Source organism: Streptomyces sp. A01, from assembly GCF_059026195.1.
On sequence record NZ_JBWLKN010000047.1, the window covers coordinates 1 to 20990 of the forward strand.

Sequence of the window (20990 nt, forward strand, 5' to 3'; positions counted from 1 at the left end):
GGTCGCCGCCCTGGGCCCACTGGGTACCGACGCCCATCACGGCCCAGCACTGGCGACCACACGGCTCCCAACCAGGGCCCCCCTCCGGGCGAACCGGGCGCGCATGGCAGTGATACGTGCTGGAAAGCCGCCAACGCGACCGGATATCTGCGCGGCTGGCGAAAGAAGGCAGGCACGGCCATACAGGGCACAGCGGTCGTTGAACGCGTGCGCGCCGCGCAGCGGCGTGGCCGCCGACGGCAGGCACATGGACACCCCGGCCGAGCGCCCTCCGGTCCGCCAGAACATCCCGCCTGGCGGACCGGCTGGGGCGTTCCGCACGTCCGCCCGCGCCGACTTCGCCGGCGGCGCGGGCGGACGTCTGCCACACCCGCTGCCCACCGCACCGCTTGAACCTCGGCTCGCTGCCCCAAAGCTCATGCTCTTTCGCGGTGTGGCGTGCGCGGAGCCTTGACCTGGCAGTTACTTTCGGGCTATCCGTGTCGTCCTGGAGGTTTTCTTCACTCCTCGTCACGCACGGCCGGAAGGAGCACCAGTGCACTACCGCGCCCCGTCCAGACGTACCCTCCTCACCGCCGCAGCCGCGACCGCTGTCGCGGCCACCGGCACCGCCAGCACGCTTGCGCAGGGCACCGAAGACGACCGGCTCAAGCGGCTCATCGCCCGGATGAGTCTGGAGGAGAAGGTCGGCCAGCTCTTCGTCATGCGGGTGTACGGGCACTCCGCCACAGCACCCGACCAGGCCGACATCGACGCCAACCTCAAGGAGATCGGCGTGCGGACCGCCGCCGAACTGGTCGAGAAATACCACGTCGGCGGCGTCATCTACTTCGCATGGGCCCACAACACCCGCGACCCGCACCAGATCGCGGGGCTGTCCAACGGCATCCAGCGGGCCGCCCTCGCGCAGCGGGTCCCGGTGCCGGTGCTGATCTCCACCGACCAGGAGCACGGCATCGTCGCCAGGGTCGGCGAGCCCGCCACCCTGATGCCCGGCGCGATGGCGCTCGGCGCGTCAGGCTCACCCTCCGGTGCCCGCCGGGCCGCGCGGATCGCCGGCGCCGAACTGGCCGCAATGGGCATCCGCCAGAACTACGCCCCCGTCGCGGACGTCAACGTCAACCCGGCCAACCCCGTCATCGGTGTACGGTCCTTCGGCGCCGATCCGCGAGCCGTAGCGGACCTGGTCGCCGCCCAGGTCAGGGGATACCAGGGGGCGGGTGTCGTGGCGACGGCCAAGCACTTCCCCGGCCACGGCGACACGGCCGTCGACAGCCACCACGGGCTGCCGACCATCACGCACACACGCGCGCAGTGGGCGGAGCTCGACGCGCCGCCGTTCCAGGCCGCCATCGCCGCGGACATCGACGCGGTCATGACGGCGCACATCGTGGTCCCCGCCCTCGACCCGAACGAGGACCCCGCCACCCTCTCCCGCCCCATCCTCACCGGCTTCCTGCGGGAACGGCTCGGCTACGACGGCGTCGTGGTGACCGACTCACTCGGCATGGAGGGCGTACGTACCAAGTACGGGGACGAACGGGTCCCCGTACTGGCCCTGAAAGCGGGCTGCGACCAGCTGCTCAACCCGCCGAACCTGGCCGTCGCCTGGGGTGCCGTCCGCAAGGCGATCCAGGACGGTGAGCTCACCGATGCCCGCATCGAGGAGTCGCTCCTGCGCGTGCTGCGCCTGAAGGAGAAGCTGGGTCTGTTCCGGGACCCCTACGTCTCACACCGGGACGTGGACCGTACGGTCGGCGTCAAGTCGCACCTCGCCATCGCCGACCGGCTCGCCGAGGACACCACCACACTCCTGCTCAACACGGGCGGCTTACTGCCGTTGAGCCGCCGCGGACAGCGCGACCTGCTCATCGTCGGCGCCGACCCCGCGTCGCCGTCCGGGACGACCGGCCCGCCGACCGCCACCCTCACCGCCGCCTTCACCGAACTCGGCTTCGCCGCCACCGCCGTGACCACCGGCACCGCCCCAGCCGCCGCGAAGATCGACGAGGCGGTGGCGGCCGCGGCCGGCAAGGATGCCGTGATCGTGTGCACGTACAACGTCGGGAAGACCAGTACGCAGCGCGACCTGGTCTCCCGGCTGGCCGCGACAGGCGTCCCGGTCATCACGATCGCGATCCGCAACCCGTACGACATCGCCTGGCTCAGCGGCCACCGCGCCGCGCTCGCCACGTATTCCTGGACCGACGTCGAACTACGCGCTGCCGCCCGGGCGATCGCCGGACGCGTTCGGCCCAGGGGACGGTTGCCGGTGCCCGTCCAGCATGCCGATGACCCGGCGCAGGTGCTGTACCCGGTGGGTCACGGGCTCACGTACTAGGGTCTGACGGTCGCCTACGGAATCACCGACCACGTACGGCACACAAACCCTCCCGGGACGGGCTCTCCTCCCCTGCTCCGGAATGTGGAGACACCCGGGGAGTTGCTGCGAACGGCGCGCACTCTGCCTTGCCGCCGGATCGCATGAGTGGCGATCATGGGCGATATGACTCACGAGCCGAGAGTCTATCGGGCAGGGCCCTGTGCGCGCCGCCCACTGCGTCGTTGAGGAGGGCCGGGCCCGGAGGTGACAATGGCTGGAGGTGCCGGGTGGTCATCCCGGCGAAGTGCTGGAGGCGCTGCTTGTGAACGCCGCCTGTCTGCGGTGCGCCTTGGTATGCGCGCCAGACGCTGACCACTTCGCTTCGCCCACCGGCTGACTCACTTCGTTCGCGGTGGGCGCTTCCCTTCATGGGAGACCGCCACAGTGTCCGAAGACTCCTCTCCTGCCCACGCCTGCGCTCATTCAGGTGCGAGCGATTCCTGTGCTGATTCCGCCGTGGAATCGGGCGACCTCTTCCCAGATCCGCGCTTTCGTCGGCCCGAGGTTGCTGGGCTGCTGTCCCCTCGACGGCTCACGCTGGTGTTGTCCGCGCACCATCTGCTCGTCTCATTGGGCCTGTACACGGTGATGCCGGTGCTGGCGCTGGTGCTCAGCCGGCAGGCGACTGGCGCGGCCGGCCCAGGATTGTTCTGTTACACGGCCTCGGCTGGATTAGGGGCGTTACTGATCAGCCGCTGGCTGTCGCGGCGGCGGTATCTGCCGACGATGATCGCGGGCACCGCCCTGGCCGCGATGGGGTTCGGTTTCCTGCCCTACGCCGACGGCACCGTGGCCCCACTGGTGCTGTTGCTGGCGGCTGGATTGGGGATGAGTGTGCATTCACTGTTGTCCCGCGTCCTGGTCGCCGAGATCGTCCCCGACGACATCGGCAGGCAGCGCCTCTACTCCACCCTGATGATCGCGATCAACATCGCGGCCTCGATCGGACCGTTCCTAGCCATGGCCACCTACCGCGAGGGCGACACGCGGCTGCTGTTCACTGTCATTGCAGGCTGCTACCTGCTGGCTGGCGCATCGCTGCTCTGCGGCGTGAGCCCGGTCCTCCGTACGCCAGACAGCGCGACCCGATGGCCTATCAGCCGCACGACGTTGCACAAGAGTCTGCGGGAGGCGACCGCGAGAGCAACCATGCTCGCAACGTTGGTCGGCACCTTCTTGTACGCCCAGCTCTCATCCGCGCTCGTGATCCTGCTTGCCGACGAGATCGCCTCCGCGTCGATGCGCGCGGCGCTGTTCGCCGCTCCCGCAGTCGGCATCGTGGTGCTGCAGACCCCCGCCACCGCGGTGATGGCTCGGCTGATGGGCCGCGGTGTCCCCTCGTTCGTCTTCGTCAGCGCGGCGGCTTTAGGCTTCGGCGGCGCGATGCTGGTGCTCGGTTCCGGTCTGCCAGCCGCACCCGCCATCATCATCGCCATCGTCCTGTTCACTCTCGCCGAACCGTTCTTCCACTCCACGGTCAGCACAGCCTTCGCCGGGCTCTCGATCGGCTCCCGCCTGGAGGTGTTCAATCTTCGCCAGATCTGCTGGGCCGCCGGCGAAGCCCTGGGCGCACTGAGCGGCGGTGCCCTGTTCTTGCTGCTGCACCGTAACGGCCACGGACACATCTACTGGCTTACCCTCGGCATCAGCACGGTGATCATTATCACGCCGCTCATCACTGGGCGCCGCAAGCAATGCACCGGCATGGATACGGAGACCGCGCCTGAGTAGGGCTTTGGAGGATCGAGCAAGGGGCAGCTTCAGCGCCCGTCCGCGAGTTGTGCTCCCGGTTTGTTGACCTGGTCGTTCACGCCGCTGTCCGGAGACGGGGCAATGCGGTGGATACATGGGGCCGGCTCGCCTTTCTCCGGGTGGGACGACGGGACGTCAGATCCGCGAGGTGTTGGGGTTCCGGCCGTCGACGCTGGCTGACCGTGTTGTGCTCCTCACGTCAGACGGAGAGCACGGAGGCAGAGCTGCTGGTCGCCCCTAGCCCACATGATCAACGCCTGTGCCGAGCGGCGAGTGGAGAAGCAGCTCATCACCAAGCCGCAGAAGGTCCGGGGTAAGGAGGACATCCTTTTCCGGCTGGCAGGGGCTGCGGTCGGCAAGCCGGACGAGATCGTCCCCGGATCGCTGCCGCCGCCGAGCGGCGCGGGCGGCGGCGTGGGGAGCTGGCCGACGCGCGGCGGCACGGACTGTGGGCGCGGCGGCGGGATCGGTGGCGCGGGTGCGGGAACGGTCGGCGGGGAGCTACGGCGGTCGGCCGGAAGGCGGACGGGCGGGCAGCGGGCGTTCGGCCCGCGGCGGGAGTTCGGGCGGGCGGCGCCTTGGCCCAAGCCTTGGCTAATCTGCACGGGTGACCACCGACCTGACTCTGCTGCCGCGTGTCGCCTATCGCGGACAGGAGGTCACCGCGCCCCGGCTCCGCGGTCTCCTCGCGCTGCTCGCGGGCGACTTGCGCACGGGTTGCAGCACCGACCGGCTCGTGGCAGGACTGTGGCCGGAGGAGTTGCCGGAGCGGCCGGGAAAGGCGGTGCAGGTCCTTGTGTCCAGGGCGCGGGCGCAGCTGGGCGCTGACGTCATCGCCAGCACGCCGACTGGATACCGGCTCTCCCTCGCCGAGGATCAGGTCGACAGCTCCGCCCTGCTGCTGCACGCTGCCGCCAGCGCGGACCGGGCCAGGGCCGGGGAGCACGCGGGATCGCTGGCTGCGGCCGAGGCCGGGCTCGCGCTGTGGGAGGGCACCCCTGATGGGGTCGGCGATACCGACGACCCCCTAGCCGTGTTGCGCACCGAGCGCGCCCCCGTCCGCGGCACGCTCGTACGCGCGCGGGCGCTCGCGCTCGCCCGGCTGGGGCGGCATGCGGAGGCGGCCGGGCCGCTGGCTTCGGCCGCCTCGGCGCATCCGCCCGACGAAGAGGTGCTCGCGGAGCTGCTGCGCGGCGAGGCGGCGACGGCGGGCCCGTCCGCCGCGCTGATGCGGTACGAGGCGTACCGCCGTGAGCTGCGCGACAAGCTCGGCACGGAGCCGGGCGCCGGGCTCAAGGCCGTACAGCGGGAGCTGTTGCGCGGCGAGGCGCCTGTCGTCAGGCACGGTGTGCCGCACGAGCCGAACCCGCTCCTCGGCCGGGACGAGGACATCGCCGCGGTGGAGCGGCTGCTGTGTGCCTCCCGTGCCGTCACCGTCGTCGGCCCCGGTGGCCTCGGCAAGACGCGGCTCGCGCACGCCGTCAGCCGCCAATGGGGTCTCCCCTGCTCGAGCGAAGCCGAGAGCTTGGGGAACGAGCAGCGCGTGGTGTATTTCGTGCCGCTCGCCGGCGTCACCGCGGACGAGGACGTGGCCGCGGAGGTGGCCTCCGCGCTCGGCGTCGGCGAGCGGCGGCACGGTGCCGTGAGCGGCCATGCCGCGGCCGACCCGGTGTCCGGCATCCGCGGCGTGCTCGGCTCCGGGCTCGCGCTGCTGGTGCTGGACAACTGCGAGCAGGTCATCGGGGGCGCCGCCGACCTCGTACAGGCCCTGGTCGCGTCTGCGAAGGAGCTGCGGGTGCTCGCCACCAGCCGGGCCCCGCTGGGTCTGATGTCGGAGGCGGTGTACGCGCTGCCGGAGCTCGGTCTTGACACCTCGGTCGAGCTGTTCACGCAGCGGGCCCGGGCCGCGCGGCCCGGCGTGGAGCTGCCGTCGGACGCGGTGGCCGAGCTGTGCCGCCACCTCGACGGGCTGCCGCTCGCCGTGGAGTTGGCCGCGGCGCGGGTGCGGGTGTTGTCGGTGCCGGAGATCGCCCGCCGCCTCGGCGACCGGTTCGCGCTGCTGCGCGGCGGGGCGCGGGACGCACCGGAGCGCCACCGCACGCTGCACGCGGTCGTGGAGTGGAGCTGGAACCTGCTCACGGAGGACGCCAGGGCGGCGCTGCGCACGCTGTCCGTCTTTCCCGGCGGCTTCTCCGGCGAGGCGGCGGAGCAGGTGCTCGGTGAGGACGCGCTGCTTCTGCTGGAGCAGTTGGCCGATCAGTCGCTGCTCACCTTCGCCGACAACCCGGTCGGCAAGGGGGGCTCCCCCGCTCACGCGCAGCCGAGAGCTTGGGGAAGGTTCCGGATGCTGGAGGCCGTACGGGAGTTCAGCGCGGCCCGGCGCACGGAGGCGGGCGAGGAGGATGAGGCGGTCGGCCGGTTCCTCGTCTGGGCGCGGGACTTCGGGGTCGCGTACCACGACTGGTTCTTCGGCTCGGAACCGCGGGCCGCCGGGGAGCGGATCAGGGCTGAGCAGGACAACCTCGTGCTGGCCCTGCGACACGCGCTGGCCCGTACGGACGGGCCCACCCTCGCCGCCCTCACCGCCGTCCTCGCCTCTTTGTGGTCCTCCGACGCCAACTATCGCCGCCTCGTCGCCCTCGCCGCGGACACCGGCCCGCCGCTGTCGCACTACTACCCCGAGCCCGAATACGTCGAAGTCGCCCGCTCCGCTGCGGTGTCGTGCACGGCAGCCCTGTTCATGGGCTACGGCCCGGTCGCCGTACGCCAGCTCGTCACCCTCCGGCGGCTGCCCACGGCCCTGCCGGACACGCTGACGCGTGCCACCGCGGTAGTGCTGAGCGCGGTCCCCGAGATGCTGCCTCCCGACTACGACGTGCTGCGGGAACTCTGCGACAGTAAGCAGCCGCTCGTCGCCGGCGTCGCCGAGAGCATCGCCACCTACATCTGGGAGCACGAGCACGACATCGACCGCGCGCTCACCTCGGCTCGCCGGGTACTCGCCGAACTGGCTCCGGTCGACAATCCGTCCATGCAGCTCCTGGGGCATTCCCGGCTGAGCGAGCTGTACGTGCGGATGGGGCAGGGCGAGGAAGCGTACGGGCACCTCAAAGCGGTGCTCGAGGTGGTGCCGCGGCTCGGCGACGGGCACGACTACCTCTTCATCCGCTGGCTCCTCGTCCTGGCCTGCCTGCAGCGCGGCAATCCCGACGAGGCCGAGTACTGGCTGCGGCAGGCGGAGAGCGACAACACCCCGCAGCAGGACGCCTTCTACAGGCCCGATCTCGGCGGGCGCGCCGAGATCGCGCTGGCCCGCGGACTGACGGAGGTCGGGCTCGGCCTGTGGCGCGGCGCCGTGGAGCGGCTACTCAAGGGAGGCTCGATGCACAGCAGCGATCCCTGGCTCGACCCGTGGGCGCTGCAGGTCCAGTCGGCGGCGGTGACGGCGCACGCGCACGCCGGCCGTCTCGAGCTGGTCGCGAAGCCGGTCGAGCGGCTGCGGCAGGGGCTGCGGACCCTGCTCTCCGGTCCGTCCAGCTCGCCCATGGAGCTCCCTGTGTTCGGGACGGTGCTGCACGCCCTTGGCATGGCGGGGCTCGCGTCCGGCGACTCCGACGCCGTACGGATGATCGCGCTGACCGAACGGCTGCGGGTGCTGCGCGACTTCCAGCCGACGATGTCGGCGGACCGCGCCCGGAAGGCGGTCCGGGCCGCCGGGAACGCTGCCAGGGCGGCGTACGCCGACGCGGTGTCGGAGTACGCCGCCCTGGAGCGGGACGAGCTGCGGGAGGCGGCCCGCGCTGTCATGGCGGTTACTTCGGGTCGCGGTTGAACAACGCCGTCGACCAGCGATAGCCGAGCGCGGTCAGGCCGACGCACCAGACGATCGCGATCCACCCGTTGTCGCCGATCTCGGTGCCGAGCAGCAGGCCGCGCAAGGTCTCGATGGCCGGGGTGAACGGCTGGTACTCGGCGATCGGCTGGAACCAGCCCGGCATCGTGTCGGCCGGGATGAAGGCACTCGAAATGAGCGGCAGGAGGATCAGCGGCATGGCCATGTTGCTGGCCGCCTCGACGCTCGGGCTGGCCATGCCCATCCCGACCGCGATCCAGGTGAGCGCCAGGGAGAACAGCGCGAGCAGCCCGAACGCCGCCAGCCACTCCAGGGCCGTGGCGTCCGTGGACCGAAAACCGATGGCCACGGCGATGGCGCCGACGAGGACCACGCTGGCGAGCACCTGCAGCACGCTGCCGACGACGTGCCCGACGAGCACAGAGCCGCGGTAGACCGCCATCGTACGGAAGCGGGCGATGAGGCCCTCGGTCATGTCCATGGAGACGGACACCGCGGCCCCGATCACGGTGCTGCCGATGGTCATCATCAACAGGCCCGGGACGATATAGGCGATGTAGTCGGAGCGGTCGGCGCCACCGCCGCCGATGCCCGCGCTCATCACGTCGCCGAAGATGTAGACAAAGAGCAGCAGCAGCATGACCGGCGTGAGCAGCAGGTTCAGGGTCATGGACGGGTAGCGCCGTACGTGCAGCAGATTGCGGCGCAGCATTGTGTTCGAGTTGCGTACGGCGAGGGAGAGGGCGCTCATCGGACAGCCTCCTTGGGCCGGTTGGCGACGTTGGCTGTGCCGGTCAGGGCGAAGAACACGTCGTCGAGGTCGGGGGTGTGCACGGTCAGCTCGTCCGCCTCGATGCCGGCGGAGTCCAGCCAGTCGAGGATGGCGCGCAGCTCGCGCTGGCTGCCGTCGCTGGGAATCTGCAGCGACAGCGCCTCGTCGATGGGGGCACCCCCTGCTCCGGCGAAGCCAAGAGCTTGGGGGAGGATGGCCTCGCGCAGGGCGACGGCGGCGGACTGGTACGCGGCCGGGTCGGTGAACCGCAGCCGCACGTGCCCGCCCGGGACGAGCCGCTTCAGCTCGGCGGCACTGCCCTCGGCGGCGATCTTGCCGTCGCTCAGCACCGCGATGCGGTCGGCGAGCTCGTCGGCCTCCTCCAGGTACTGGGTGGTGAGGAAGACGGTGACGCCGCCGGAGACCAGTTCGCGGATGATCCCCCACATGTTGTGGCGGCTGCGCGGGTCGAGGCCGGTGGTCGGCTCGTCGAGGAAGATGATCCGCGGATCGCCGACCAGCGTCATGGCGAGGTCGAGGCGGCGCTTCATGCCGCCGGAGTAGGTGGAGACGGGCTTCTTCGCGGCCTCCACCAGGTCGAAGCGCTCAAGGAGTGCGGCGGCGGTACGGCGGCCCTCGCTGCGGGAGAGCAGGTGCAGGTCCGCCATGAGGAGCATGTTCTCCTCGCCGGTGATCAGGCCGTCGACGGCGGAGAACTGCCCGGTGACGCCGATCGCGGCGCGCACGGCCTGCGGGGCGGCGGCCAGGTCGTGTCCGCCGACGTGCAGGTCGCCGGCGTCGGCGGTGATGAGGGTGGAGAGGATCTTGACGGCGGTGGTCTTGCCGGCGCCGTTCGGGCCGAGCAGCGCGAAGATGGTGCCGGCCGGCACCGCCAGGTCGATGCCGTCGAGGACCGTCTTGTCCCCGTAGGCCTTGCGCAGCCCCTTGGCCGCGATGGCGAGTGAGTGCGATGTCGTTGTCGTCATGCCGCAGAGGTTGCGGCAGGGCGCATTCAGCGCGGTTTCACGAGGGTTTCAGCGCCCTGGAAACGGGGGTTGCCTCGGGGCAGCTGTGGTGCGCTAGCTGGTGCCGGCCATGACGTGGTTGGTAGCGGAAACGTGGCGGCGAGCAGGATCAGTGGGTGATGCGGGCCACACGTGTGGGCTTTGGGTGGGAGTGGCTGTGTGAGGCGAGGTGATGATGGCCGCGACGTTGGTTCGTGGGCCCTGGGCCGGAACCGGTTGTCTCGGGAAGGGGCGCCAGACTGCCGATGTGGTCGATGACTGCCCGTCGTCCGGGGTACGGGTGGCCCCGGAGAGGCCGTCACCACCGCCGGTGCACGGTTGCCTTGCTGCCGGTCACCAGGCTTGCCGGCGGAACGTCATCGCTCACGACCGCGCCGGCGGCGACCACGGCGTCACGGCCGATGTTGACGCCGGGAAGGATCGTGGCACCGGCGCCGATCCACACGTTCTCCGCCACGTCGATGGGCGCGCCGCTCAGCCACCCCCGTCGCTCCTCAGGATCGACCGGGTGACCGACGGTGATGAACGTGGCCTTGGGTCCGACCATCACGCGCTCGCCGAGCCGGATGCCGGCGTAGTCCAGGAACGTGCAGTTCTGGTTGATGAACACGCGCTCCGCGAGGTCCAAGTGAAGGCCGTGGTCCGTGTAGAAGGGCGGATAGATCGTGACTCTCGTCGACAGCGGCCTGCCGAGGATCTGTTCGAACAGTTCCGCCTTGCCCGCTTCGTCCTCGAAGGGCAGGACGTTCAGGCGGGAGGTGAGCTCGGTGACCCGCAGGACCCTCTCGGCTATGGCCTGGAACTCGGCGCTGTGGATGCGCATGAGACGGTCGCTGGACATGCCACGGTCCCTTTCTGGTGTACCGGTGACTGGATAAGACTCACTGGGTGCTGGTGGAGGCGGCTGTCAGCAGCCGGTCGAGTCACCTGTGCCGGGGCGGGGTCTGCGAGCATCCGCGATGTCGCTGTCGCCGCGCCGTGGCGTCGTTGCCCAGGACGGGAGCCAGACCGCCTCAGGGAGCCTTGGCAGGCTTCCGAGGTGGGTGATGATTCCACGGAGTCCTGGATGTGGATTCGTTCTGGGGAGGATGAGAGACAGTGGGTACGCGAGGGTCGGATTCACGACAGGGATGCGGCGTAGATCGTAGTTCGTCGGCCAGATGTACCGGTCGCGTGCCCCAACGAGGGTGGCCACGTCCGCGGATTCCGCGAGGGTGTCCAGGAGAACTTCGTCTCCGAAGTGCGGGCCTGCCGCGTCGATGCGCAGGTCGAATTCGGTGGCGAGCTGATCGTAGAACTCTGCCCATTCGCTTCTAGGCGCGATACCCGGCACCCATATCCGGTGCTTACGCAATTGTGGTGGCGTCAGTCTTCGCGCGGAGGCGAGCGGATGTCTCGGGCCGACGAGCAGTTCCAGCGGAGAGTCGAACGCGTGAATCATGTGCACGTCGGGCGGCAGTGTGTCCGGGTCAGTGACGGTACGGAACGAGGCGTCGATATCGCCTGCTTCGACGGCGGCGACCGCCAGGCGTGGGTCGTTGGCCCGGAGGGTCACCACGTCGAGGTTGGTCTCGGGATGCGACCGCCAATAGTCGTGCAGAACAACGGCCTGCGCGCTTCGCAGGCCGAGAACGTCGATCCGAAGAGCTCGGGAGCCCGGCCTGACCGCGGTGATGGCGCGCTCGACACCCGCGACGATACTCCGCGCGTGGGGGAGAAACGCCTGACCGTCGAGCGTCAGCTCCACCCCTCGGGCCGTACGTGTGAACAGACGGACTTCCAGCTCGCGCTCCAGGGCGGCGACCCGCTTGGAGACTGCCTGCTGGGTCACGCCCAGCTCATCGGCCGCATGTTGCAACTGTCCGAGCTCGGCCGCCCGGACGAACGATCGCACTGCCTCGGTGTCCATTGGTTCACCCTAAGCGTGCACAACCGCTCGTTGTGGCTCGCCGAGAATCGGTTGTTTGATCAGGCTCCAGGCGTGGCTGTTGGGATGCAAGCATCCACACCATCGGTTGTCGCGAGGGGCCATGTGCGCGTGAGATGGGGGCCCGGCTTCGGGTGGCTGTGATCGGCCTGCGCCGTCAGCACATACGGCACGTGCATCGCTCGCGGGGCATTCCGCACTGCGCGGTCCGGGTGCCGCACTCGCCGGCATTCGGGCTCTCCGCTGCCGGTTCGGTGCGGGAAGCCCGGTTGCGGTCATCGAGGCACCCCGGACGCGGATAGTTGTGAGTCAGGGACGCCGCAGGGAACCGGACCGCCCACCCGGCCACACGCCAGATCTCCCAGGGATGCGAATCGGCCAACCCGTGCGAGCGGCTTTCTCACACTGGCGGTGCCTGCCAGTCTCGGTTCGGCGTCGACACGTTCAGGCAGGAAGGGAGCGACGCATGCAGTGGAGTACCCGAGTGAGGGCCGCGGCCCTGGCTGCCGTCCTTGGCGCGGCAGCGCTCATCACCGGCGCCGGTACGGCGTCGGCATCGGCATCGAATGCCGGTGCCGAGTACTGGAAAGACAAGTGTGAGTACGGCAGGGCCTGTATCTACCACACCGCCGATCAGGTGTGGAATGCGGATCGCTGCGGCAGCCAGCCCGTCAACGACTACTTCTTCTTCGCCAAAGCCCACGGCAATACCTTCCGGGTCATTTACCAGGACGGCCGATGGGACGAAGTGAAGGCCTGGACAGATCGGGGCCTGGACCGGCACAACCTGGCAACCCGGCTTGAGGTCTTCTGCTGAAGCCACGCAAGCGACAACCCTCCGGCCTGTCTGGCCGGGGAGTTGTCGCTGCTCATGCTCTCCAGGGACGGGGAGGACAGCTTGCGCAGCATGGCCACGCTGGTGCGGACGTAGCCGTCCAGATCGGTGGGGTGGCGGCGTATGAGATAGGGCAGGAGGGTGGTGCCGCCAACTGAGGTGATCTGATGGCTCAGGTCAGGTCGTCGCCCTGCTCGGCGAAGACCATACGGGCACCACGGGCCGTGTCCATGTACTCGCGCACCCGGTGGATCAGCCCGTCGCGAAGCTCGAAGACGAAGCAGTAGTCGTTGGTGTAGCTGTTCCCGTTGGAGAGCGTAGCTTCCATGGTCTCTTCCACGACGACGACGTCGCCATCGGCGTGGAAGCCCCGGAAGGTGACAGCGACGTCCTCAGCGAACAGCCGGGGGAAGTCGAGGGTCAGGAAGCGCACAATTCCTTCCCTGCCGACCATGTGGTGGGGCACGCCGAGTGCGACGGCTGTCGCGTTCCCCGCGGGGGCCAGCCACTGCGCGTCCTCGTCGAAGAATGCCGAAATCCGCTCCGGGTCACGGCTTGCGAACGCCTGCCATGCGCGCTGGACGATCTCACGGTTCTGCTGCCAAGTCATGGCCGGGAGCGTAGGCGCGCCCGCCCGGGCAAGGCTGGCGGATTCCCGTCATGGTCACCCACGCCCTGCCGCACGGTCACTCATGCGCTGCCGCCATCTTTCGACGACCTGACCCGGTCCAGGCGCCGGCAGACGGCAGCACGGCTGAACGCGCCCGCTCACCGGTTCTTGCTCACCCCCGAAGCGGTCGCGGCACTACGCCTGGACTCGAACGCCAACCCACCGGGCAGCACGCCCGACCCAGGGAACGGTCTCGCGGGCTTGAGCGAGCGTCGGCTCCAACGGGAGGCTTGAGCACGACGATCCGAACCCGCCGGTCAGCCGAGGTGGTCCTCGGGGTGGGCCGGCTTCTGCAGCCTCCAGTACTCACCCGAACAGCCGCTGGGCAACGGCGGAAAGCGGTGGCCTTTCACGTCGGTGCTCCAGTGATGCTCACCTCCGCAGTCGCACTCATAGATCCCACTGGCGGCCACGATCTCGCCGGGATGCCACGACGTCCGCTCCTCGCTCATGCCACCAGGTCTACGACACCGCCGACCAGGCCGCGACTCAGGCGGTCAAGCAGGGCTCACTCGCAGCGCCGCCCATTCGGGTGGTCGTGCCGCAGCCCGGCTGTGTTCCTCAGCCCGGTCGGCTGCCCGCTGCGTGGAGCGGTGGGTCAGTTACGTCAACGCACCTCCCCCAGCCACACCGACCATAGAAATCGTGGGTCCCGTCGGCGGGGCGGCCTGGTTGGCGGGGCCACCACGCGGATCGGGACGGGGTCGGGCGGTGCGTGCGCGGTGTCGTACCGCGGCCTCCCGTGGTGTGGCCGGGTTGCCGGTCGTGGAGATCGCCCGCATCGTGGGCCACCCACAGCCCGCTGACCGCCGTCGTCGGCGCGGGAGACGGCATCGAGCAGCGACTGCTGGGAGCCGCCTCCCGGTTGCCGGAGTACCGCGTCGACTGACGCGCACCCGCGGCCGGGAGACACAGGTCACAACCGTCCATGTCACAGGGGGTCGGGCTACCCCGTCTCAGGGGTGTAGGCACTGACGACCACGGAGGAGCACACCATGGACGCGCGACTGAACTACTTCGCCAGCCCGACCGCCGGCAAGGCCCTCAAACACCTCATGTCGGCGGGCAAGGAGATCAAGAACTCGCCGCTGCCGGCCACGACACAGGAGCTGGTGGCGCTGCGCGTGAGCCAGATCAACGGCTGCGCGGCCTGCATCGACATGCACACCAAGGAGTCCGCCGCCGCCGGTGAGACCTCGGTCCGGCTGAACCTGGTGGTGGCGTGGCGGGAGGCCACGGTCTTCACCGAGGCCGAGCGTGCCGCACTGGAGCTGGCGGAGCAGGGGACCCGGATCGCCGATGCGGCCGGCGGGGTCACTGACGAGGCGTGGGCGTGTGCCGCCAAGCACTACGACGAGGAGCAGCTCGCCGCCCTGGTGGTCCTGATCTCCTTCATGAACACGGCGAACCGGCTGAACGTCATCACCCAGCAGCCGGCCGGCACCTACGAACCCGGGCAGTTCCACTGAACACCACGAGCGCGAGGCCGGGGCCGGCTGCCGGCCACCGGGCCCCGGCCTCGGGGGCGTTACGCTGGCCTGCCGGTGGTCCAGGTGATCATGAGAAGCTGCCTGCGCCGACGAGTACGGCCAGGTGGGAGGGGTTCAGGGGGAGGGAAGTCGGCGTGAGCAAGGTCGAGGACTTCGAGGAGCTGCGGCCGCTGCTGTTTTCGATCGCCTACCGGATTCTGGGCAGCGTGAGTGAGGCCGAGGACGCGGTGCAGGAGTCGTGGCTGCGCTTTGACCGCTCGGCGACCCGGCCCACGTCGACCAAGGCTTTTCTGTCGGCCGCGGTGACGCGGATCTCGATCGATGTGCTGCGTTCCGCGCGGGTGCGGCGGGAGGAGTATGTCGGGCCGTGGTTTCCCGAGCCGCTGCTGAGCGATCCGTATCAGGACCCGGCACGGGCGGTGGAGCTGGCCGACTCGGTGTCGATGGCGGCGCTGCTGCTGCTGGAGCGGCTCACCCCGCTGGAGCGAGCGGTCTTCTTGCTGCGGGAGGTGTTCGCCTTCGGGTTCGACGAGGTCGCCGCGGCGGTGGGGCGTTCGGAGGCGGCATGCCGGCAGCTGCTGGTGCGGGCGCGGCGGCATATGGAGGCCGGGCGGCCGCGGTTCACAGCGGATCGTCACGAGCGGCAGGAGCTGGCGACGCGGTTCTTCGACGCGCTGAAGGACGGCGATGTGGGCGGGCTGCGGAATCTGCTGGCCGCCGACGCGCAACTGGTCGGGGACGGCGGCGGCAAAGCCCCGCAGCTGGCCAAGGCCGTCGTGGGTGCGGAGAACGTGGCCCGGGTGCTGGGCACGGGCTTCCCCTGGCTGTTCCGGGTCGACGTGACGTGCGAGCCGCACGAGGTCAACGGGCAGTCCGGCGCGATTTTCCGCGACCGGGACGGCAAAGTCCTGCAGGCCCTGGTCCTCGATGTGCTCGACGGGCGGATTCAGACCATCCGCGGGGTGAACAATCCCGACAAGCTCCGCCACCTCGGGCCGGTCGCCGACGCCTGGGCCATCGGCCGTGAGGTGAAGCAGGCCCGCCGGCAGATGACCTGACCTCGACGGTGTCTCCGCCGCGGTCGACGTCAGTGAATCTCGCGGCGGTGGGGTCGCTTCTTGTCGCCGGTAGACCCGGCGTCCCACTCGGCAGGGTCTCCGTACCGGTGCGGGGCGAATGGCGCGCCGTGCCGGTCTCCGGCGGTCTGGCGGCTATGGCCCCATCACCGCCTCCATGAAGCTGACCGAGGCCGGATCGCGCGGCGACATGTGGAGCTCCGTGCCCCCGAAGACGGCGAACTGGTGCCACCACTCCGCCATCTTCCGCGCGGGAAACATCGCCGCCGTCCACGGTTTGGCATCGGCGAAGACGTACTCCGCCCACCGGTTGTCCGCGTTGGGCGGGCTGCGGAAGTACGCGGCTCCCGCGCGGGGCAGGACCTGGGCCTGCGCGCCCGTCGCCCCCAGCGTGGTGAGGAAGTCCGCGGCGGGCCGCCCCATGTCGTACGGGCTCCACACCAGCCGTGCCTGGAAGCGCCCGCGGCGGGCCCGGGCGGTGGACAGCAACAGGGCCGTGCCTCTGCTGGTGAAGGCGTTGGTGTCGAAGACCAGCGCCCGGCCGGTGGCCTTGCGGTTGCCGGGGTCCTCCAGCACGTTCCACAGTGCTTCGCCGCCGCTGCTGTACGCGCCCGCCCACACGTCCTCGGCGAGGCGGAGGGTGCCGGTGACCGGTGTGCTCAGGCCCGGCTGCGGCGGGACGGGTGGGGCGGGTTCGTGCGCGGCGAGGAGTTGCTGGCCCGGGCCGCCGAAGGCGCCCCGGGTCCACAGGAGCCGGACCGCCGCGGCGAGCCGTTCGCCGTGGCCGGGTCCGGTGATGCCGCCGTAGCTGCCGGAGCTGGCGACCGGCAGCAGCAGGACGCGCAGCTCACGGGCGGACTCCAGGAGGCGGGGGGCGGTGTGGTCGTGGGCGTGCTCCATGGCGCAGGGCAGGAATCCGTAACCGCCCAGCGGGTTGGCCGCGTTGGGGCTGTGGTCGAGGAGCTGCGGCCAGTCGGGCACGCCGCCGATGTTCCGCGCGCTGGTGCGGTCGTGACCGCGCAGGAGGTAGCGGCAGAGGTTACGCATCCCGGTCGTGGCGTGCTCGGGTTCCGTCAGCCCTTTGAGGTCGGTCGAGGAGTACGCGTACGAGCTGCCGACCGGCCGGTAGAAGACGTACGCTCCGACGCTGGCGCCGTCCGGCAGGTCCGCTCTGCCCTCCGCCCCGTCGCCACCGGCCGCGGCGGGCAGGGACGCGAACCAGAGCATCGGCGCGACCCGGGTGTTGAGCAGGATGCGCAGGCGGCTCGGGCGCTCGTTGCAGTTCGGCTCCAGGTACCAGGGATTGAAGCCGTTCTCCATGTTGTTGGGGCAGACCTTGAAGTGCAGCGCCCACCACAAGCCGGTGACGTCCAGGAAGTCCGTCGCGATGTCGAGCGCTCCGTCGCGGCCGACGGTCAGCAGCGGGTGGCGGCCGACGAAGCGGCGGGTCCGGCCGCCGGGCACCCATCCGGGGACGCGCTGGGCGACCTCGCCGCCGCCTCCGCGCTCGCGGATCACCAGGGCGTAGCGCGGCACTTCGTACGCGTCGGGGGTGGGCCTGCGGCCGCGGTCGGCGAGGGCGACGCGCTGGCGCACGGTGAGGGCCTCCGCCTCCTGGCCGCCGACGCGCAGCCGTACGGTGAAGGTGAGCCGGACGGCGGTCGCGTCGTCGGGGACGGGGAAGGTCACCGCGGTGTGCGAGGCGGTGGCGGCCGGACAGGGGCGGCCGGTGCCGGGCTCCGCCCAGCGTGCCTCTTCCCCGGCGGACAGGGCGGCGAGTTCGAGTTCCACTGAGCCGTTGCTGTCGCCGCCGAAGGTGTGGCGGCGCAGCAGGAAGTGCGGCTTCCCGTCCGGCCGCCGCCAGCGGACCGTGACTGTGCCCATGTCGCCCCTAGGCCCGGTCGGCCCGGTGGTGGGTCTGGTGGGTCCCGCGGGTCCGGGTCACAGCTGCTGGCCCGTCTTCGGGTCGTAGACGACCTCGACCGCGACGACCTGGTCGGTGGGCAGCACCTCGGTCCACTGGTCGAAGACCTGGTAGGGCTCGGCGGGCCGGAAGCCGCCTTCCAGCGGGTCGAAACCGGTCTCGAAGACCTTCTCGGAGCGGAGCGTTCTGGCGATGTCGGTGTTCTTCTCCTCCAGCTCCTCCGCGAGGAGTTCGAGGACTTCGCCGATGTTCTTGTCCCGGTACGTGTCCGGGTCGTCCTGCTGCCACTTGTAGGGCTTGCCGAGCGCGGCCTCCCCCTCCACCTTGGCCGTCTGCAGCCAGCCCAGGGCGGCCAGTTCGTGTCCGGGCCTGATCGGCAGGACGGCCTTGACCCAGGCGGAGTTCAGGAACTCGTTGCGGCGCTCGTCGCCGTCGGACTGCACCAGCCAGCCCAGGGAGCTGCCGGTCGGCGCGGGCTGGGTGTTCTCGGTGAGCAGGTAGTTGACCCGCCACTCCAGCTGGTCCGCGGGGATCGGTTCGGTCGCGTGCGGCGGGTTGTTGGCTGCGGTGTGCGGGTAGCGGGTGAGGACCGTGGCACCGGCCAGCGGGTCGGGCCCGGTGTACTCCCAGGAGTGCTGGGGGACGGGCGAGCGGCCGCGGGAGGTGGGGCCGGTGGTCAGGGTGGCGGGCCGCCAGAAGTCCGGGGCCACGAAGTAGAGCATGCGGTCCACGTCGAACATCTGCCGGATCAGCTCGGAGGCGAGGAACCGCTGGCCGCCCTGGTAGAGGTCCAGCTGAGAGATCAGGTGCGCGAAGACGGTCTGCCGCTCCTCCTTGCGCAGGTCCGTCGAGGCGCGCTGGCGGACCTTGCCGATGAGCTCGACGCGGTTGCGCACGGCCTCGGCGTACGCGGCCCGCTGGACCTTGGCGACCTCGCGTTCGTAGGCGGCGAGGTCGCGTTCGTACTCGTCCTGCTCGGGGTCGCGCGCGGGCGGCTGCCATTCCACGGCGATGGTCAGGCTCACGTAGTTGCCCGCGGCGAAGTTCACCAGGCGGCAGTTGACGCGGTACAGGCCGGAGTCGCGGTCGAGGATTTCGCAGGTGCCGCGGAACTTCGTACCGCTGCCGTTGCCCGCCTTGGCCTCGACGACACGGATCGGCTCCGGGTGGGTGGTGGACAGGGTGTAGCCGGGCGCCGGTGGCACGGCATAGTAGTTGAAGTGGGCGATGAGGTACTCGTCGGAGTGGCCGTGCCAGAGCCGGTCGAAGCCCTCCTGGTAGGTCCAGTCCTCCGCCAGGTGCGGGCCGTTGCTGCTGGTGTGGTGCTGCTGGACCGGGTAGACCTCGGTGGCCGTGGTCCGGATGGGCCTGGGCTTCTCCGGGGGTACGGGCTTCTTGAGGGAGGTCAGGTCGGGCGCGGGGACGGCGTGCAGCAGCTCACCCAGGCCGAGGTCGCGCCCGGGGTCAGCGACATGGACCTGCCAGCACATCTGGGTGCCGATGTGCTGCACCTGGATGCCGACCTTGCGCATTTTGCGGCGCAGTTCGTAGTTGACGAGCCGGTCGGTGGTGTTCTGCACGACGTAGCGGCGGCTGGAGGTGTCCGTCGTCTCGGTGACCGTCTTGAAGGTCGTCTTGAAGTTGCGGTGGATCTCGCTGCTGACCTTCGAGCTCTGCGAGCGGGTGTGCTTGTGTGTCAGCTCCGAGGACTTGTTGGTGGTGTTCTTGCTGCCGTAGCTGGTGGAGACGTCGGCGTGGGCGATGCCGACGTAGTTGGCCCCGGCGCTGGCGGTCACCCCGAGCGAGGTCTCGTTCGCGTTGTCCTCCTTGGCCGCGTCCGCGACGTCGGTCTGCTCGGTGAGGGTCTCCTCCGTCTTGCGGGTGGTCTCCTCGGACTGCTCGGCGCTCCGCTCGATCAGGGTGCGCCGGGTGGAGGTCTCCACGACCTCGACGGTGCCGCCGGGGCTGAGCCAGAGGTGGCCCACCGGGGCGCCGAGGAAGGTGTCGAACTCGAAGAAGTACTGGCGGAACAGATCCACGAGACCGACCGGGGAGAGGATGCCCTCGGTGGGCGGCTTCGGCAGGGCGTGCAGATCCTCGGCGGTCAGGTCACGGGCGGTGTCCCCCGTGAACAGCTCCCGGGACAGCGTCTCGCCGCGGGCGGCGGCGATGCGGCTGGCGGAGCCGTATCCGAGCCAGCCCAGGAGCGGCTGGTAGACGCCGAACACCTCACTGGCGTACGGCAGGGTTCCGGTGAACTCTGTGACAGGCCGCCCTCCGGGCCCCGGGCGCACCGCCGCGGGCGCCGCCATGGCGTGGCTGACCTCGACGTCCCCGCCCCTTTCCAGCGCGAAGGGCGCGACGGTCCACGCGCGGCCCCGAACCTGGGTGAGCAGGAACAGCTCCCGGGTGGCCTGGGCGGGCGGCGCGACGAAGGCCACGCGCACGGCGTCGGCGGCGGTGACCTCGCAGCCCACGTACTGGCGCCCCGCGCCGTTGTCCACCTCCAGGAACATCCCCGCGAGGGCGGGGACGGAGGGGAACAGGCGGGGGTCCTTGACATCGACGTCGGCGGGCAGCGCGAGCGCCACCCGCTGCCCGGGGCGCAGGTCCGCAACGCTGTCGGGCTCCACGGAATAGGACCAGACGCGGTACGCCGCCCCGCCCTGCGCGGGAAGGGGGGTCCGCCCGATGAAGGCCACCGTCACTGTCATGGGCCCGCCTCTCGCGCCGCACCGCGGGACGCTGCCGCACGATGCTGCCCAGCTGTCCCGAGGTACGCAGGATCGCGCCGTCGCATCACTGGTGTCACGAACATTTCCGGCCACGACGGTGCGGGGAAGGAGTGCGCGGAGGCGCGCGAGCGGTCGTGCGTTGAGGGGTGCGACGACCGGGCCCGCACTCCCGGCGGGTCATCACCAGAGCGGGCTGCCGGTCAGTCAGGGCGGCGGGTCGCGCTGACGGTGCGGGTCGCCACGGGGAACTCGGCACCGTGGGCGTCGACGGTGTGCGCCCGGGCCGGGGAGAAACGCGGCCCGACGAGATCCGGCCAATGACCCAAGACCGCCGAACACGGTGAGCCACGCGGCGGCACCATCGGGGTAACACGCCGCCCGGAAGCCGACATCACCGCTCACCTGGCGGCGGTCGTGCGCGTGCGGGTGTGCAGGCAGGCGAAGGGGTGCTGAGGATGAGCGGTAAGCATGGTGACGGCAAGGGCGGCTCCGACGGTGACAAGAAGCAGTCGCCGAAGGAGTCGGATGGTCAGTGGCCACCGAAGAAG

15 protein-coding genes are annotated in these 20990 nt (G+C 70.3%); 7 read left to right on the forward strand and 8 right to left on the reverse strand.

Going from position 1 to position 20990, the window contains the following annotated elements:
- Window positions 1-535: 535 nt before the first annotated feature.
- From AC5P1B_RS34160 to AC5P1B_RS34170, 3 genes are all read left to right on the forward strand, one after another.
- Entirely contained in the window at window positions 536-2341 is a 1806-nt protein-coding gene (locus AC5P1B_RS34160) for a glycoside hydrolase family 3 protein (protein WP_493891903.1), read from the forward strand.
- 498 nt (window positions 2342-2839) lie between these two features.
- Complete coding sequence (locus tag AC5P1B_RS34165) at window positions 2840-4114, forward strand: MFS transporter (RefSeq protein WP_493891904.1); 1275 nt, start codon at window positions 2840-2842, stop codon at window positions 4112-4114.
- Between the two features lie 628 nt (window positions 4115-4742).
- Window positions 4743-7967 (forward strand): ATP-binding protein, encoded by a 3225-nt coding sequence (locus tag AC5P1B_RS34170; RefSeq protein ID WP_493891905.1) that lies wholly within the window; start codon window positions 4743-4745, stop codon window positions 7965-7967.
- Here AC5P1B_RS34170 and AC5P1B_RS34175 read toward each other — a convergent pair.
- The 4 genes from AC5P1B_RS34175 to AC5P1B_RS34190 form a co-directional block, all read right to left on the reverse strand.
- Window positions 7948-8739 carry an ABC transporter permease gene (locus tag AC5P1B_RS34175; protein ID WP_493891906.1) on the reverse strand — a complete coding sequence of 264 codons (792 nt, stop codon included), beginning with the start codon at window positions 8737-8739 and terminating at the stop codon, window positions 7948-7950. The genes AC5P1B_RS34170 and AC5P1B_RS34175 overlap by 20 nt on opposite strands.
- A complete protein-coding gene (locus AC5P1B_RS34180; RefSeq protein ID WP_493891907.1) occupies window positions 8736-9746 on the reverse strand; it encodes an ATP-binding cassette domain-containing protein in 1011 nt (336 codons plus the stop codon). The genes AC5P1B_RS34175 and AC5P1B_RS34180 overlap by 4 nt, the downstream gene beginning before the upstream one ends.
- A gap of 337 nt (window positions 9747-10083) precedes the next feature.
- Window positions 10084-10626, reverse strand: a complete 543-nt coding sequence (locus AC5P1B_RS34185; protein ID WP_493891908.1) for a DapH/DapD/GlmU-related protein — start codon at window positions 10624-10626, stop codon at window positions 10084-10086.
- A gap of 66 nt (window positions 10627-10692) precedes the next feature.
- A complete protein-coding gene (locus AC5P1B_RS34190; RefSeq protein ID WP_493891909.1) occupies window positions 10693-11694 on the reverse strand; it encodes a LysR family transcriptional regulator in 1002 nt (333 codons plus the stop codon).
- Window positions 11695-12178: 484 nt separating this feature from the next.
- Here AC5P1B_RS34190 and AC5P1B_RS34195 point away from each other — a divergent pair, with 484 nt between their 5' ends.
- Window positions 12179-12529, forward strand: a complete 351-nt coding sequence (locus tag AC5P1B_RS34195; RefSeq protein WP_493891910.1) for a hypothetical protein — start codon at window positions 12179-12181, stop codon at window positions 12527-12529.
- A 190-nt stretch (window positions 12530-12719) separates the two neighbouring features.
- Here AC5P1B_RS34195 and AC5P1B_RS34200 read toward each other — a convergent pair whose 3' ends face one another.
- The gene (locus tag AC5P1B_RS34200; protein WP_493891911.1) at window positions 12720-13157 is read right to left on the reverse strand and encodes a nuclear transport factor 2 family protein; all 438 of its coding nucleotides are present in this window, start codon (window positions 13155-13157) and stop codon (window positions 12720-12722) included.
- A 317-nt stretch (window positions 13158-13474) separates the two neighbouring features.
- The gene (locus tag AC5P1B_RS34205) at window positions 13475-13669 is read right to left on the reverse strand and encodes a hypothetical protein (protein WP_493891912.1); all 195 of its coding nucleotides are present in this window, start codon (window positions 13667-13669) and stop codon (window positions 13475-13477) included.
- Between the two features lie 290 nt (window positions 13670-13959).
- Between AC5P1B_RS34205 and AC5P1B_RS34210 the strand changes: the two genes are divergently transcribed.
- The 3 genes from AC5P1B_RS34210 to AC5P1B_RS34220 all read left to right on the forward strand — a co-directional run bounded on the left by AC5P1B_RS34210 (window position 13960) and on the right by AC5P1B_RS34220 (window position 15765).
- On the forward strand, window positions 13960-14106 hold the full coding sequence (locus AC5P1B_RS34210; RefSeq protein WP_493891913.1) for a hypothetical protein: 147 nt from the start codon (window positions 13960-13962) through the stop codon (window positions 14104-14106).
- Window positions 14107-14212: 106 nt separating this feature from the next.
- The gene (locus tag AC5P1B_RS34215) at window positions 14213-14686 is read left to right on the forward strand and encodes a carboxymuconolactone decarboxylase family protein (RefSeq protein ID WP_493891914.1); all 474 of its coding nucleotides are present in this window, start codon (window positions 14213-14215) and stop codon (window positions 14684-14686) included.
- Between the two features lie 155 nt (window positions 14687-14841).
- Window positions 14842-15765, forward strand: a complete 924-nt coding sequence (locus AC5P1B_RS34220) for an RNA polymerase sigma-70 factor (protein ID WP_493891915.1) — start codon at window positions 14842-14844, stop codon at window positions 15763-15765.
- Window positions 15766-15918: 153 nt separating this feature from the next.
- Here AC5P1B_RS34220 and AC5P1B_RS34225 read toward each other — a convergent pair whose 3' ends face one another.
- A complete protein-coding gene (locus tag AC5P1B_RS34225; protein ID WP_493891916.1) occupies window positions 15919-17667 on the reverse strand; it encodes a hypothetical protein in 1749 nt (582 codons plus the stop codon).
- A 57-nt stretch (window positions 17668-17724) separates the two neighbouring features.
- Entirely contained in the window at window positions 17725-20421 is a 2697-nt protein-coding gene (locus AC5P1B_RS34230) for a hypothetical protein (RefSeq protein ID WP_493891917.1), read from the reverse strand.
- Window positions 20422-20990 lie beyond the last annotated feature (569 nt).

Excerpts from the sequence above, each read along its gene's own strand:
- AC5P1B_RS34175 (WP_493891906.1), bottom strand. The coding sequence starts at position 8,739 with ATGAGCGCCCTCTCCCTCGCCGTACGCAACTCGAACACAATGCTGCGC.
- AC5P1B_RS34180 (WP_493891907.1), bottom strand. The coding sequence starts at position 9,746 with ATGACGACAACGACATCGCACTCACTCGCCATCGCGGCCAAGGGGCTG.
- AC5P1B_RS34185 (WP_493891908.1), bottom strand. The coding sequence starts at position 10,626 with ATGTCCAGCGACCGTCTCATGCGCATCCACAGCGCCGAGTTCCAGGCC.
- AC5P1B_RS34190 (WP_493891909.1), bottom strand. The coding sequence starts at position 11,694 with ATGGACACCGAGGCAGTGCGATCGTTCGTCCGGGCGGCCGAGCTCGGA.
- AC5P1B_RS34195 (WP_493891910.1), top strand. The coding sequence starts at position 12,179 with ATGCAGTGGAGTACCCGAGTGAGGGCCGCGGCCCTGGCTGCCGTCCTT.
- AC5P1B_RS34200 (WP_493891911.1), bottom strand. The coding sequence starts at position 13,157 with ATGACTTGGCAGCAGAACCGTGAGATCGTCCAGCGCGCATGGCAGGCG.
- AC5P1B_RS34205 (WP_493891912.1), bottom strand. The coding sequence starts at position 13,669 with ATGAGCGAGGAGCGGACGTCGTGGCATCCCGGCGAGATCGTGGCCGCC.
- AC5P1B_RS34215 (WP_493891914.1), top strand. The coding sequence starts at position 14,213 with ATGGACGCGCGACTGAACTACTTCGCCAGCCCGACCGCCGGCAAGGCC.
- AC5P1B_RS34225 (WP_493891916.1), bottom strand. The coding sequence starts at position 17,667 with ATGGGCACAGTCACGGTCCGCTGGCGGCGGCCGGACGGGAAGCCGCAC.
- AC5P1B_RS34230 (WP_493891917.1), bottom strand. The coding sequence starts at position 20,421 with ATGACAGTGACGGTGGCCTTCATCGGGCGGACCCCCCTTCCCGCGCAG.